The sequence below is a fragment of the Solibacillus palustris genome, assembly GCF_022549215.1.
Taxonomy (GTDB): domain Bacteria; phylum Bacillota; class Bacilli; order Bacillales_A; family Planococcaceae; genus Solibacillus; species Solibacillus daqui.
Genome location: NZ_JAKZFC010000004.1, coordinates 198151 through 213158, shown reverse-complemented (window position 1 = coordinate 213158; position 15008 = coordinate 198151). Strand labels below are relative to the sequence as shown.

At 33.9% G+C, this 15008-nt stretch carries 14 protein-coding genes and 2 pseudogenes; 4 read left to right on the top strand and 12 right to left on the bottom strand.

Going from position 1 to position 15008, the window contains the following annotated elements; all coding sequences use genetic code 11:
• Positions 1-114: 114 nt before the first annotated feature.
• Positions 115-678 (bottom strand): GNAT family N-acetyltransferase, encoded by a 564-nt coding sequence (locus LZ480_RS12340; protein WP_241369746.1) that lies wholly within the window; start codon positions 676-678, stop codon positions 115-117.
• 728 nt (positions 679-1406) lie between these two features.
• Here LZ480_RS12340 and LZ480_RS12335 point away from each other — a divergent pair.
• The gene (locus LZ480_RS12335; RefSeq protein WP_241369745.1) at positions 1407-2831 is read left to right on the top strand and encodes an anion permease; all 1425 of its coding nucleotides are present in this window, start codon (positions 1407-1409) and stop codon (positions 2829-2831) included.
• A gap of 74 nt (positions 2832-2905) precedes the next feature.
• Here the strand turns inward: LZ480_RS12335 and LZ480_RS12330 are convergent, their stop codons facing one another.
• The 3 genes from LZ480_RS12330 to LZ480_RS12320 all read right to left on the bottom strand — a co-directional run bounded on the left by LZ480_RS12330 (position 2906) and on the right by LZ480_RS12320 (position 4977).
• Positions 2906-3451 carry a GNAT family N-acetyltransferase gene (locus LZ480_RS12330; protein ID WP_241369744.1) on the bottom strand — a complete coding sequence of 182 codons (546 nt, stop codon included), beginning with the start codon at positions 3449-3451 and terminating at the stop codon, positions 2906-2908.
• Positions 3452-3747: 296 nt separating this feature from the next.
• Positions 3748-4089 carry a hypothetical protein gene (locus LZ480_RS12325; protein WP_241369743.1) on the bottom strand — a complete coding sequence of 114 codons (342 nt, stop codon included), beginning with the start codon at positions 4087-4089 and terminating at the stop codon, positions 3748-3750.
• 174 nt (positions 4090-4263) lie between these two features.
• Positions 4264-4977 carry a ZIP family metal transporter gene (locus LZ480_RS12320; RefSeq protein ID WP_241369742.1) on the bottom strand — a complete coding sequence of 238 codons (714 nt, stop codon included), beginning with the start codon at positions 4975-4977 and terminating at the stop codon, positions 4264-4266.
• A 105-nt stretch (positions 4978-5082) separates the two neighbouring features.
• Between LZ480_RS12320 and LZ480_RS20095 the strand changes: the two are divergent.
• Positions 5083-5204: pseudogene (locus tag LZ480_RS20095) on the top strand (glutamate synthase); the annotation flags it as partial.
• A 459-nt stretch (positions 5205-5663) separates the two neighbouring features.
• Positions 5664-6192: pseudogene (locus tag LZ480_RS12315) on the top strand (GyrI-like domain-containing protein); the annotation flags it as partial.
• 263 nt (positions 6193-6455) lie between these two features.
• Here the strand turns inward: LZ480_RS12315 and LZ480_RS12310 are convergent.
• From LZ480_RS12310 to LZ480_RS12285, 6 genes are all read right to left on the bottom strand, one after another.
• Positions 6456-7235, bottom strand: a complete 780-nt coding sequence (locus LZ480_RS12310) for an alpha/beta fold hydrolase (RefSeq protein ID WP_241369741.1) — start codon at positions 7233-7235, stop codon at positions 6456-6458.
• 311 nt (positions 7236-7546) lie between these two features.
• Positions 7547-8740 (bottom strand): PqqD family protein, encoded by a 1194-nt coding sequence (locus LZ480_RS12305; RefSeq protein WP_241369740.1) that lies wholly within the window; start codon positions 8738-8740, stop codon positions 7547-7549.
• 112 nt (positions 8741-8852) lie between these two features.
• Positions 8853-10046 (bottom strand): HD-GYP domain-containing protein, encoded by a 1194-nt coding sequence (locus tag LZ480_RS12300; RefSeq protein ID WP_241369739.1) that lies wholly within the window; start codon positions 10044-10046, stop codon positions 8853-8855.
• A 395-nt stretch (positions 10047-10441) separates the two neighbouring features.
• Positions 10442-11227: an ABC transporter permease subunit gene (locus LZ480_RS12295; protein ID WP_241369738.1), complete on the bottom strand. Its 786-nt coding sequence runs from the start codon at positions 11225-11227 to the stop codon at positions 10442-10444.
• Positions 11220-12116: an ABC transporter ATP-binding protein gene (locus LZ480_RS12290; RefSeq protein ID WP_241369737.1), complete on the bottom strand. Its 897-nt coding sequence runs from the start codon at positions 12114-12116 to the stop codon at positions 11220-11222. Before LZ480_RS12290 ends, LZ480_RS12295 begins: the two co-directional genes overlap by 8 nt.
• Positions 12107-13033 (bottom strand): ABC transporter ATP-binding protein, encoded by a 927-nt coding sequence (locus LZ480_RS12285; protein ID WP_241369736.1) that lies wholly within the window; start codon positions 13031-13033, stop codon positions 12107-12109. The genes LZ480_RS12290 and LZ480_RS12285 overlap by 10 nt, the downstream gene beginning before the upstream one ends.
• A gap of 379 nt (positions 13034-13412) precedes the next feature.
• On the opposite strand from LZ480_RS12285, the gene LZ480_RS12280 reads away from it, so the two are divergent.
• Complete coding sequence (locus LZ480_RS12280; RefSeq protein WP_241369735.1) at positions 13413-13553, top strand: hypothetical protein; 141 nt, start codon at positions 13413-13415, stop codon at positions 13551-13553.
• A gap of 335 nt (positions 13554-13888) precedes the next feature.
• On the opposite strand, the gene LZ480_RS12275 is transcribed toward LZ480_RS12280, so the two are convergent.
• Both LZ480_RS12275 and LZ480_RS12270 read right to left on the bottom strand, forming a co-directional pair.
• Positions 13889-14344 (bottom strand): GNAT family N-acetyltransferase, encoded by a 456-nt coding sequence (locus LZ480_RS12275; protein WP_241369734.1) that lies wholly within the window; start codon positions 14342-14344, stop codon positions 13889-13891.
• 179 nt (positions 14345-14523) lie between these two features.
• Positions 14524-14898, bottom strand: coding sequence for an rRNA methyltransferase (locus LZ480_RS12270; RefSeq protein WP_241369733.1), 375 nt, complete (start codon positions 14896-14898; stop codon positions 14524-14526).
• Positions 14899-15008 lie beyond the last annotated feature (110 nt).

The following is a 15008-nucleotide window of genomic DNA, read 5'->3' as shown; positions in this document are numbered from 1 at the left end:
GTTCCCAAAGCGTCGTTTGGGAAAATTTTTTTGAAACACTTGTTGCACTTAAGCCCCTGTTAGTTTAAGTGCAATCATTCACATACTAAAGGGACCGTCAATCGAATTGTTGAATTAACCTTTGATTTGATTCCAGTCTCTTTTTAACAAAGAAAAAGAGTAGTGGTCATAATACTTACCTCTAAATAAATGCTTATCTCTGTAAACCCCTTCATTCTTAAATCCTAGCTTTTCTAATAATTTTATAGAATTGACATTTTCCAAAGCTACAAATGCGTTAATTCTATTCAGTGCCATATTATTAAAGCCAATTTCAATAGCACTTATCAATCCCTCTTTCATATATCCCTGTCCCCAATATTCGTGCCATAAATCATAGCCGATCTCCGCTATATTGTTCGTTCTATCCCAACAATGAAATCCACACGTTCCAAGTTGTTGATCATTACTTTTTTCGACTAATATCCACCGATTAAATCCTTTCTCTTCAGGATTTGAATTCCATTCAACAAACTTTGTAGCTTCATTTCTAGTCGTAAACAATTCTTCATCATATAAAAATTCACATACTTTTTCGTTGCTGAAGAGTCGATAAATAAAGTCAATATCCTCATTTCCCACATTCCGTAAAATCAATCTTTCAGTTTCTAAATTAGGGAATTTACTATGTACAGTCAATTTAAGCACTCCTTATGATAACTAAATTAGGAACGTTTATTCTTAGATGAACAACGTTAACTCTTTACGTCTTTAATATTTCGACAGTCTTTAAAATATACCTTCTTATTCAACTATCCTGCCACGTTAATTCAAAAAGAAAAAAAGAGCTGTTATTTTGGTCACTATCGGAACCATACTCATTGTTTTAGATATAACTTCCCTGCCCCATTTGGACCCAAAAGACCATAAATGGTGTTCTTCCTTACATTGATTGATATAGTATTTAAAATTGAGGTTCTTTTGTATTTCTTAGTTAGCTGTCTAGTTTGCAAGATATACTCATCATTCATAAATAAAATATCTCCTTTTCACCTTTAGTGACTTGAGTTTAACAGGTAAAAATCAAGACTCCATCAAGAATTATAAATTTTATCTATCTTTGTTATAAACGATCGTCTTTTTTACAAAGCTACAGTTCACGAGACGAATGAATTAATGAATGAGTAAGTCTATTGTGATCTTTCTAACTTCGAGTTTTGGTGAGATCCAAAGAAAATACATCGAATGATGAAAAAATTCTTATCATTAGGACACGATCTAGTTATAAAATTTTATTTTTCAAGTAAATGTGGTGCATAGTTAACAATTTAAATTGGTTAAACTCAATGTGAGTAACTAATGAAGGTGAAATGTTAGACAGAGGACATAATTGTTATTGAAGATCCACATAAAAGGAGTTTGTTGGCATGAAAGAAACATCAGGAAGTACGATAAAATGGATTCCTTTCTTCATTACCATTGCAATTGGTATTATTATTTGGTTTATACCGGCACCTGCTGGAGTGGAAGAAAGTGCATGGCATTTGTTTGCTGTGTTTGTTGCGACAATTGTCGGTTTTATTTCAAAACCATTACCTATGGGAGCTATTTCAATTATTGCTATGGCAGTGATCGCGGTGACTAACACGCTAACAATTGAAGAAACGCTAAGTGGGTTTGGTAATTCGACTATTTGGCTTATCGTTATTGCGTTCTTTATTTCGCGTGGATTTATTAAGACGGGGTTAGGTGAACGTATAGCTTATGTATTTGTTCGGTTATTTGGAAAGAAAACTTTAAGCTTGTCGTATTCTTTATTGCTAAGCGATTTAATTTTGGCACCTGCTATTCCGAGTAATACGGCACGTGCAGGTGGTGTGATTTTTCCTATTATCCAATCCTTATCACATACATTTGGTTCTAAACCAGAAGATGGTACAGAACGTAAAATGGGAGCCTTTCTTTTGACGGTAGGATTTCAAGGGAACTTGATTACATCAGCTATGTTTATGACAGCTATGGCAGCCAATCCTTTAATTGTTAAGCTAGCAAGTGATACGGCTGGTGTGACAATAACGTGGTTTGGGTGGGCAACTGCTATGATTGCTCCAGGATTAGTAGCATTGATTGTTGTTCCATTTATTATCTATAAGATTTTTCCTCCAGAGATTAAACAAACTCCAGAAGCAAGTCGAATTGCCAAAGAGAAATTAGATGAGTTTGGGCCATTAAAAAGCTCTGAGAAACGCATGATTGCAGTGTTTATTGTTATTTTAGGACTTTGGATTGGTGGGGATTCTTTAGGCATTGGTGCCACAACTGCTGCTTTAATAGGGCTTTCCTTACTTTTATTATTAGAAGTACTAACATGGTCAGATATTAAAAATGAACAAGGAGCCTGGGATACGCTTGTTTGGTTTGCGACGCTCTTTATGATGGCCTCTTACATGAACAAGCTTGGACTGATTCCGTGGTTTAGTAAAGAGGTCAGTTCGTTTGTGTCTGGCTATAATTGGATGTTTGCGGTATTGATATTAGCACTTATCTATTTCTATTCACACTATTTCTTTGCAAGTTCTACAGCGCATATTAGTGCCATGTATGCCGCGTTTCTATCTGTTATGCTTCAAGCTGGGGCACCAGCCATGCTTTCGGTAATCCTATTAGCAGCATTCAGTAATTTATTTGGTGCGACAACTCATTACGGTTCTGGTCCTGCTCCTGTATTCTTTGGCGCAGGTTATATTGAACAGAAAAAATGGTGGACGGTAGGTTTTATTGTTTCTATCGTTACGATTCTCATTTTTGTTATAATCGGCGGCTTATGGTGGAAACTACTTGGCTATTGGTAAGATTGATTTGAGCACGGCTTCACAAGGACAAAAAGTCTTTTTAGCCGCGCTCAAGTAAATGAAGTGAAAAGAGCTTACACATCCAAGCTGTTGATGATAGCCAATATTTGATGATCTGTCCATTTGCCATTAATCTTCAGATTTTCTTTAGCTATACCTTCTTTTTCAAATCCTACTTTTTCTAATACACGAATGGATGCTATGTTGTCAGGCATAGCTCCTGCCTCAATTCTATGGAGTTTTAATTCTTGAAAAGCAAAGTCTACAACAATTTTAAGAGCCTCCGTTGTATAACCCTTTCCATTATACCCCTTATCTAAAGTAAATCCCGTATAACAGCTTTGTAGGTCTCCCCTTGAAATTTGATTTAATGAAATGTCTCCGATAAGTTTATCAGTTGCTTTTAAAAAGATTCCAAAGGGATATAATTGCCCTTCATCTGACTTTTTCAATGCCTGTTGAAGGCGTTGTTTTTGAAATTCCTCTGTATAAAAGGCTTCTGGAAGTAATGGGCTAACTCGTTGAAAAAATTCGCGATTTCTATTATGCAAGCTAGCTAACTCGCTTGCGTCAGAAATTTTGTAAAGTCGGAGATAAATTTGTTCCCCTATTAGCTTCATAGTACCCCCCCAATTTCTTTTTACAACCATTTTATTTAATTTAATAAAAGTGTATGATGTATATTACTATTTTAATGTAAATTCTTATTGCACTAACGTGCTGCGTTAGTTTAAGTACAGTTCTTCACAATCTTTATTAAAATAATCGAACTTCCCTATCGTTTTATCTGACAATAGAAAAAATCCACCTCTTATTAGAGATGGACTCCTCTTATTGCTCATGTAGCTCAGCTAAAAAAATCAATAAATATCAAAAAGCATAAGCTTTATACGCCTACGCTTTTCAAGAATTAATATTAAGACATCGATATTCTTTTACAAGCTATTTTTGCTGCTGGAACTTCAACACCAGCACCAAGTGCTGCATCTACTGATTCTCCCCAAGAACCACTGCTAGCCTTGATTTCGTTCCCTGCTGTCAAAACTCCCTCTGCTACAATTTTTACACAATCATAATAGTCTGGATTAGGATTACTTTCAAGATACTGTGCAGCTAACTCGTCTGCTTTCTTTTGTATTGAAAGTCGGCCTTGTTCAGCCAAGGAACTAAAAACACTCTCAGCTTGCCCACCAAAATGTACTATTTCGTTGTTAATGTCTCGACCTGTACGATGTATTTCTCCCATTTCAGATGACATAATTAGTCCTCCCAATCCTTAAAATGTGAACTTTTTAAGTTCACAAATATTTTATCCAACTGAGATTGTTCTTATCCATCAACAACTATCATTCGCAGTTGTTCAGATATTTTGACTTTTTCAACATATTAGGGGTTGAAAAATAATGTAAATCCTAAAAGGAAAAGTATTAACTTATAATAATTTTAGATAAAATACTATTATTCCTAATCCTATTAGGACCCAAAATAAAACTTTAAATGTTGAAGATTTGATTAATACTGGGTATAGAATTTCTGATATTGTAACCATAAAAATAATTCCTATAGTAACACTAATTAAGATGGTATTTATTAACTGGAGATCAAATCCTAAATAACCGCCAATAAAGAAGCCTAATGAGACTGGTATCGATACAATAATGGAAATTAATAAAACAATAAAGATATTTATACCTGCCAAAATCAAAGGTGTAAACAAAATAATTCCTTCGGGGATACTATGGAATAAGAGTGTTTGCAATAAAGTCATTGTAAAATCAGATTCTTGATTTGTCGCTAAAATAAGTCCTATAGGTAAATTGTGAACCGAGAAACTAAACATTAATGTTAAACCTGTACGTATATACAATTTTTTCTTTGAAGTACTATTTTTCCCCTGGTTATTATGCAAACTATTATGTAATACTTCGAATATAATCATTCCAATAGTAAATCCAATAATAGTACTTAACCACCCGCCTAATTCAATTGCTTCTGGAAAAATTTCAAAACTAATTAAGCCTAAGATTATACCTGCACAGAGTCCATAAATGATGTCTACCCTCTGCTGTAATCCCTTAAAATGCCATGCTATCATGCCGCCTATGAATATTCCTGAAGAAGTACATAAAAAACCTAATAACCACATTTCACATTATCACCTTTCAATGAGTATAATTAGTGGTATGGTTATTCCAGATGATTTATGAAAAAACCTTTAGATAAATACAATCCAGACTTCTCTTTCTTATAAGAAATTCACTTATCGATTGATACTGCTGTAGAAAGTATCAAAGCATGAATCCTACTATTGATCCAAACGAGCTTAGCTGTGGTACTGTTCGTCCACAAGGTGAATTAGAATTACTTCATCCTATGTAGCTTAGACCTAAGCGCATCTAATACATAGTTAGCTTGTTGTTAAATATAAAAAAATAAAGTAGTACATTCGTTAATTTTACGAGTGTGCTGCTTTTTCGTTCTGATCTGCAAACCTCTTACCTATAAACTTAATATTTAGAATTTAGGACGATACTTTATTTTGTAAAGAGATAATAAAGTTGAATGATTTACAAATCCTTATGTACCTATTGGGTAGTCTAGCGGAAGAAGGATAGAGTCTTTTGAAAGTAGAATAAAATAGAGAATGAGGTTAACGGGAGGTCGCAATGTGAAACGCTTGCTATTTTTTGTTTCCTTTTATTTTGTTGATTATTGGTTGTAATGATAAAACCTTTTCTTGTTCAGGAGAAAGTGACAACTGAAATGGTGAATACTCTACTAATATTTCTGATTATGAAACAAGAGTAAATGGCAAGTATGTATTTAGCTATAAAAACGCAAAGGTTAAAAGTTTTTACAGGAATTTTCCTCCAAAACATGATAAAGGGGATGCCAAATGGATTATCGGATTGAGAATCTTGATTTTGATTTAAAAGTTATAGGAAAAGGTAAGCTAGTCAAAACAAGTGGAGCCTTTAAAACAATTCCAACGCTTTGGAGTAGTGCTAAAAAAGATGGATTTATGCAACATTTGATTGATATGTCCTGGGAAGAACCAAAATGCACTCTTGAGAGTCTTTTAGGTGTTTGTGGAAAAGAGTCAACCATTATGGATGAAGAATTTAATTACTTTATGGGGGTCCGATATGATGGAGAGGTAACCAGTGATATGGAAACGCTATTCATTACTCACCGTACTTGGGCTGTTTTTCCAGGAATAGCGAATGCGTGGAAGCAATTATACACAGAATGGGCTCCAAATTCTGGATATGAACTGGCTGATATACCTTGTATCGAATGTTATTATCCACCAAAGCATAAACCAAGAAACGAACTTTGGGTTCCTGTAATTCCTAAATAACTTCATAATAATAATTAGGGTATTAGACGTAAAAGAATGGAGCTTCCAGTTATCGTGCTTTGGTTAAAAAAGAATTATATGACTTTACTATCCTTTTATGCAGTAAAATTCTTTTAGATCAATTCGGTTTTTAACAACTTTTATAAGCCTTACTACATATGAACATAGTAAGGCTTTTGTTTATTTTAGTGATTTAAAACAACTTTCCTTGTTAAAAAAGGTACTTATTTTTGGGAATTGAAGTTCTACCCACTGTTATTTCCTCAATTTACATCCTGCTGATTCTGGATAAACTCATCAATCGTTTCGTTTAATTTAATTGCTGCTTTAGTCGGAATTTGGTGTTTTTCTTTTTCTAAAAACGTTAATTCACTATTTGGCAATTTTTCATGCAGTATGCGAGCATATTGATGAAATGATTTGTCTTTCGTACCAAACACAAGCAAAAGCGGTGAATCAATCTCTTGAAGACGACTTGTACAATTATAGTGTAGGCTATAACGGTAAAACTGCTGGATATTTCGTGCGTCTCCATAGGTTGCATCTTTGTAAAGTTTACTAAATATTTTTCGAGTCTTGGAATTCCCCCATGTAATGGCAAGTGTTAGAATAGAAATGGCTTTTTTATTTGCTAGTTTGATTGCTAAAGAAATTCGCTGCTTTAAATAAATATCGTTCACTTCAGACATTCCGCTAATTAAAATACCACCTAATGCCCTACTGGGATTCGTCAATAAAAACTCTAATAAAATAGAGCCACCTGCTGAATATCCACAAATAAACGCTTTCTCTATACCTAAATGATTTAATAAATTAACAATATCATTAACAATGAGTGGGTATGTGATCGCTTGTTTGGAATACACACTTCTTCCATGACCTCTAATATCAAAGGTGATTACTTTATATATTTTAGATAATTGTTCTAATTGATAAACAAAGTTTGTGCAGGTAAGTAATGGAGGATGAATAAAGACAATTGGGGTTCCTTCACCCTTTGCTTGATAGTATAAGCTACAACTTTCAACATCTAACATTGGCAATCCTAATCACCTCAAACAAATACTATTATGTTGCTTAGTAGTATGTATCTTCAAGAACAATACTATTCCTTGAAGTACAATATCTACTGTTCAGCATAATATTCTAATGAAAATATTGTACTTTCACTTTGAATGCAGCCATTTGAAAGCATTATTTTTTTCATTGCATGATTATCAACTTGAGTAATTCCTAAATATGAGTTTGCTTTGAAATCATTTTTTAATCGATGCAAACCTATTGAATTCAGCTTTGTGCCCTCTTTTATTGTGAAATTGTTTAAATACCCCAATAAATATTATAGAATCGTTTATTAATTCTTACGCCTTTCTTTTCTTGCCAAATAAACCAACAAGACAAGCATGAACGTTGTCTGTACTAAAAATACAATAGCATCCCAAAGCGCTGCACGATCTCCTGCTCCCAGAATATTAAAATATATTGTACTAAACATATAATAGAGCTGTGGTAAAAAATACAAAACTGTCAAAAGTAACGTTAAAAAAACTCCAACTATGTAAAATGCGCTATATATACGAATCAAATTCCATTCATTCTGGAACATCTCTTTATGATTCTTCCCTGATTTCTGATGTCTCTTAAGGAATGAACTTAAATATATTTTGCCACTCTCCATCAGGTTATAACATCCTGTTACATTTTCTACAACATAATATACATCTGTTTTCATATAGAAACAGCATTGATATATTGATTTAATAAAAATATCTAACACGATGATGCTAAGAATTCCTACAAAATTTGCATCTGGAAAAAGAAGCATAAAACCGAATGAAAGGAAAAGAATGATCTGCTCAAAAGACATGCCAGCAAGATACAGGATATTCCTCTGTTTAGGATCGAGCTTCCACGCTTGAGTCAGGTCAGTTTCAAAAACAATAAAAATCAGCCGGTGTCCGATACTTAGTTTAGCAGGTAAATCATACGATCGAATGGCCAAGACATGCCCAAATTCATGAATTAAAATTAATACTATAGAAATTAATAGATAATTAATTACATTTAACACCATGGAATCGAATAGGAATATGTCTTTGTAATGGGGCAATAGTTCTGGATTTAGAATAAGAATTAATACGTTCGATACTAGCAGAAGCAAGTAAACCTTGTTCATCGTTCCATTAAAAAACAAATGTCCAACCCAGTGTGGGATCCATAAGAAACCACCTGCATTTGATACAGATTTAGCCTGCTTCTCTTTATCTCTATTAACTCGAACCCCATCCACATCTTGAACAAGGCCTAACTCTACCAATTGATCTACAAATTCAATGATATCCACTTCTTCCTCGGGATAAGAATCTTTTAGTGTCTTTTCAATCGCAGCTAGACCTTCACCTTTGTCCAATCGTTTAATTGCATCAACACTTATCTCAGGTAATTCAAAGAAATCACCAGAAATCGGCTCCTCCACGATATAATTTTTTTTATCTTTTTGAATGGATAGCGGATATAACGTTATTTTGGATTGTAAGGATACTTTCAATATATAGCCTCCTCTATAAATTAAAATAGGATGCTGAAATTACAGCATCCTATAAGTACTTACTAATCATTTCGGAATTAACCAACACCACCAGCAAGTCACTTTAATTTTATTAAGTTTGCGAATTTTCACGTTTTTCTCCTCCTCTCATGTACATACCCTTTCGATATGTTTTAGAAATTTGCATCCATTGAGGGTAAACTTGTTTAAATAATTCGATCAGTTGTGGATCGAACTGACTCCCTTGTCCATCGAGAATTCGTTTATATGCTTCTTCAAATTGAAGTGCCGGACGATAGGACCTGGATGAAGTCATCGCATCAAAAGCATCGGCAACCGCCGTAATTCTGGCTAAAAAAGGAATATCTCCCCCGGCCAGTCCATCTGGATACCCTTTGCCGTCCCATCTTTCATGATGATGGTAAATCACTTCAATATTATCAGCAATCCCATCGACATCTCGAATCGCTTCGGCTCCAACAACCGGATGCGTCTTAATTATACTATATTCTTCATCTGTCAATCTACCAGACTTTGTCAAAATCGAGTCCGGTATATTAACTTTCCCAATATCATGTAATAGACAGGCATAATAAAAATAATTTAACTCGGACGGTTTAAATTTTTCAGTAGCTTCTGCCATGTTCATTGCATATGCAGCAACTCGTTCACTATGTCCACGAGTATACGGATCCTTTAACTCCAGTATTGCAATGACTCCTTTAACAATACCTTCCAATTGTTCGTCATATGAGTACTTCAACGCTTTTATATAATTTAAAAAACGATGAAGTAGTACAAAGGAAATAAATGACAGCACTATCAATATACTAATTGGAAACAAAATCAATGGATCCTGTATAAATATACCAACCAAAATATATTTTAGTAATAAACCAACTGTTATAAAATATGTAAATTTCTTGTTTACAAAGATTGGAGCGAAAAGTACAACTACAAGTTCTACCATGTTTCCGCTAGTGTAAGTAAGCGTACTGTCTTTATAATACAATATATCTGAAATTACATTAGTTAAAAAATAACCGAAAAATAATATGTATTTTACAGATTCTGTTTGCTCCTTTTTAATCAAATAAATAGATAAAGGGATGAGTGCAATCATAACTCCATATTTAACAAACATAAAATCGTACCATATTGTACTCTTTGCATTAGCATCGCTCCATGGAAATGCTGGGAAAAGGTTATTATACAATATTTCATATACAAAAAATACAACATAAAATAGCCATAAAAACAGTATTGTTGAATGCTTTTCTTCTTGTAACAAAGACGTTTTCTTCATTTTTCACCTCGCAATTTATTTACCAATTAATAGACCTTATTATAACACGAGATTGGAAGTTAGTTCTATATATATCACGGGCTTTATGCAAGGAAAAAACTTTTGAAAAAGCTGCTCTATTTTGTCTAGTGGACACTCGAATATGGTTGCTAAGTAAAAAGTGCACCAATGAAATCAATGCTTCTTTAGTTTTAAGCCAAATAAAAACGACTGGTGACTATATCAAACGTTGCACTGTATTTAATTCTACACAACAATAATCAATTACAACTCTTTTAATATAACGCGCTATATCCTCTAATAGCGTATACATCTCTTCCCCATCTTCTCGTAGTGCTTAATAGAAAAAAACGAGCATGCAAGTCTAATAATTTGCATGCTCGTTTTTATATAGATTAAAGTGGAAGGTCCTTCCGTTTAAATACTTCTAAACTAGCTATATAGAGAACGATGCCAATACCTAAAAGAAGACCTAGCTTCCACCAATAGTTTTCCCCTTCTAGAATTGCCGTCGTATCAAACAATGCATTTATTGTGAAGTAGCTTAGTACGTCAAGACTATCGTCAACGGAGCTTATTAGCTGAAATAAAAAGAAGGCAATCGGAATACCAGCACCAAAAGCAAGGGAGTTTTTCGTTAAATTGCAGTAGCTTGAGAAAAAGAACGAAATACTACTAATAGCAAACATTAATAAAAATAAACCAACATTCAGCATAATAAAATCAGCTATCACGATGTCCGTCTCAGATTGAAACACTTGAATTGCGATAAAACCAGCCACTGTTTCAATAAAGAACATCACTACTAAAGATACTATTAAGTAAAAGGCTTGCGTAACGATAATTGTAGAACGTTTGGTTGGTGTTGATAATAAGTATGCCATAGAACCACGATCCACTTGAGTGGCTATTAAACTATTTGCTGTCATAATTATGAATATAATTGGGAATATGACACCATGAATAGAATAGAATGTTGAAGCAAGCATACTTAGTAATGTCGTTTGTCCGAGCATTCCTGCAAGTGGTGTACCCTCTACTAAATGACTAATATCTGTCAATGTACTATCATCAAATACAGCAACCATAATTACTTGTAGTAAAATTAATACTAAAGTAAAAATAAGCCAAAGCTTTACATTATTCCGTAAGGTTTGTTTAAATATCGTACCATTAATCATGGGATGGGCCTCCTGAATATATATGATAGAACTGCTCTTGAAGTGTATGTTTTTGTTCTGTTAAATTATCGAATTGATATGTTGATAAAATAGCTAAAAATTTATTTAATGTATTGTTTTCAATATTTACAGAAGCAGTTGTGTTGCTAATAGCTACAGAATCAATCTTTTCTTGCATAAAGCGCGTACATTCTTGTTCATTACTAAACTCGATGATAAATTGTTGATTATCATTTGACATAATCGTTGATATCGATTTGATTGTAATGATCTTCCCTTCTTTAATCATCGCCACCTTATCACAAGTTTCCTCGATTTCTTCGAACATGTGGCTAGACATAAAAATTGTTTTGCCCTTTGCTTTTTCGTCTTTAATAATTTGTATAAACTCTGCTCGCATCAATGGATCAAGTCCCGTTGTAGGTTCATCTAAAATAAGAATTGGAGCGTTGGCCATCAATGCGACAACAATGGCTGTTTTTTGCTTCATTCCCTTTGACATCCGTTTAATATTTGCTGAAGGGTCGAGTTGAAGTCGTTCAATTAACTCGTTTGCAAAGCTTAAATCCATTAGTTGTAACAGATCTGCTTGCTGATGGATGAAATCCCAACCCGTTTTTACATCAGGAAAGGCAATTTCACCTGGAATATAGCCAATCCACTGTTTGATTTCCGCCGCATCATGCCATGCATCAAGGTTCTTAATTTTCACTGTTCCGATATGTGGTTTTAAAAATCCCATAAGGTGCCGAATTGTCGTTGTTTTGCCAGCCCCGTTTGTGCCGACAAATCCAAATGCTTCACCCGATTCTATTGAAAGATCGATATTAAAAATACCTCGACGATCTCCGTAATCTTTCGTTACATTTTGTAATTCGATTATTGCCACTGGATTTCCCCCCCTACCCGTCGATCATAAAATTCCATGAAATGCTTTTCTAAACTAAACGGCACTTCGTTGAAACTAGAAATAGGAAAATCAGCTAGTATTTTAATGAGCTTTGATAAATCATTTGGATAACAGCCGATTTGAAGTTCATTTGTTTGTTCATTTTTAAAGAGTAGATTAAAGCCATTCGATTCAATCATTTGCACAAGCTGCATATAATGCATTGCGTTTTGAACTGTCAAATTAAAGACCTTTTCTGTCATTTTTAAGAGTTCTTGTTTGTTAAATGAAGAAATCAAGTAACCATCTTTAATAATCGAAATTTCATCACAAGTAGCATCAATTTCAGTGAAAATATGGCTTGAAAGTAATATTGTTTTGCCGCGCTTTTTCTCTAATTTTACAAAGTCGATAAAACGTTGCTGCATAATCGGATCTAAACCGCTTGTAGGCTCATCTAGGACGAGTACATCCGGATCATGCATGAATGCCGTCACAATTGCTAATTTTCTCTTCATACCAAGTGACATACGTTTTACCTTTCCTGAAGCATCAAGGTCAAAGAATTCCATTAGTTTTTTACAATGGGTATCATCTTTAACTTTTCGCAAATCCATCATCATTTGAATGAATTGTTTGCCTGTTAAATTTTCAGGTAATGCTACTTCGCCAGGCAAATAGCCAAGGTTTTCTTGGATAGTTTTAGCATTTGTCCAACAATCTAGACCATTTACTGTTACGATCCCTTTCTCTGGTTTTGAAAATCCCATAATGTGACGAATGGCAGTTGTTTTTCCAGCCCCATTTGGTCCTAGAAATCCATATACAGTACCTTGTTCAACATTAAATGAAACATCAAAAATCCCCCGTCCATGTCCATAATCCTTTGTGACATGTTGCAATGAAATAACCGTCATCTTCTCACTCCTTGAATCGTTTAAGGGTTTAGTTCTTGTAGCTATAATATTGTCTTGATTTGTTTTTTATTTTGCCCTTTTCTGAAACGATGTTGTTATAAGTATAAAATATTGGAAATAAAGAAGCTATATGCAAATATATTACATTTGTTGTATTGACTGTTGATATTGCTTATTCTATGAATTGAGAATTATAATTTTTATAGAATGATTTCTTTCTATTTAGATTTAATGATGAATATTCAATAAAACCTACATTCTTAAACTTTTGATTTTTATATGACTTTATTTTGAATTCTGCCATAAAAATAGTAATTTTCATGCTACAATATTGAGGCAGCATCACAGCTGACTCCTTTTTCGAAAGGAGGTGCACTGCATGCCGAAGTTATCACGACAAGAAAGAGTAAAGGCTGAGCGAGAGAAAAAGCGTGAAGAAGGACTGACCATCTTTCGATACGCAACGGATCTATTCCGTTTATTTGATACATTGTATCGATTCTTTCGTATGATGTTGTAAAAACACAAAAAGAGACGTTGATTCCAATTAGAATCAACGCCTCTTTTTGTTTTCAGCCATATAAAAAACGTCTGGTGACCAAACCAGACGTTGCACTGCATACGATTCTTCACGACAAGAATCTTTCTGCCTTCATTGTATGCTTTTAAATGGCAAAAGTCAATGAATGCTTATATTATATTCAACATGAAGGGTCATTTATGCTTTTTTCATCAAAGTAATTTAATCATTTGGTTCTGTAATAGGATATTGTTGTTTTTTAATTCAAATGTTATTGTCTTTATTTTGCCGTAGTATTCTTCTTTCCTACTGAAACCAAAAATAATTCCTTACGCCTATTCCGCAAAATCATACCGCGCGACTTGCTCACCATCACTAATCAATCCTTCTATCTCATAGAATCCAGCATTTTTGTAGACTTGCTGCGCTACGATATTTTCTGGTTCATATGAGATATGTATCAACTGATGCTGTGGCGCTTTCATTGTATGAATGGCTTTAATAATAAGGTTAACGGCTTCTTTTCCATATCCTTTGCCCTGATAGTTCTTATCAATCATCAAACGATATATCCAAAATTCATGGTCTTCTTCATCAATACCAAATAACGTGAAGCCTACCATCGTTTCATCCTCATAAATACCATGTGCATAAAAGTTTTCAAGGAAATTTAATTGCGCTAATGATACGGCATTTGTAGCTACAAAGTGATTTTGATCCTTGGCTACCTTTAGTTTAATCGCAGCAATCCAATTATCTTTTGTAATCGGTTTTAAATGTAACATTTTCATACGTCCCTTCTACTTGCATTTTTTTACAAACAATATGATTTTGATTCATATATTTTGATAAGATGCTCAGAACTTAATGTTTCTCATTAAAATACAATAATTGAAGACTATTATATTATTACTTGATTCTTAAAATAAGAGCGTTCGACAATCTTTCTGAACAGTGGAACGCTTATTCACTAACTTTCAATACGATAACGCCAATTGGCATGCTTGACATCATTGACATTAATATGTGCGATGCTCGCCTCAATACAATCGTTTAAATTTAAGTCCTTTGCGTGTGCAAAGTCTTTTAGGCATTGCAAAAGCTCCTTATCGCATGTTGTACGAAATTCAATGCGATCTTTTGGGCGATTTTTTTTGTTGAAGGTAATAACGCCTGTTTCTAGTAAATTACTATAGCCGTTTTCGAGCAAGTAGCTAATATGAGAGTCATGTGTTTCAGCCATTTGTTTGAGCTGCTCGACCAGACCTGCGCTAATGCGGGTTTTATAACGCATGCGCGATTCATCGGCTGTTTGAATAAGTTTTCCGTTATGTATTTTCCACATAGGCACGCTCCTATTGTTGTAAAGATTATGATTCATTATAGCAGGAAAAACACTCCTTATGGGATAAGGAGTGTAAAGTGTAAAGTTACGGTCGATTGTTCTTATTATAT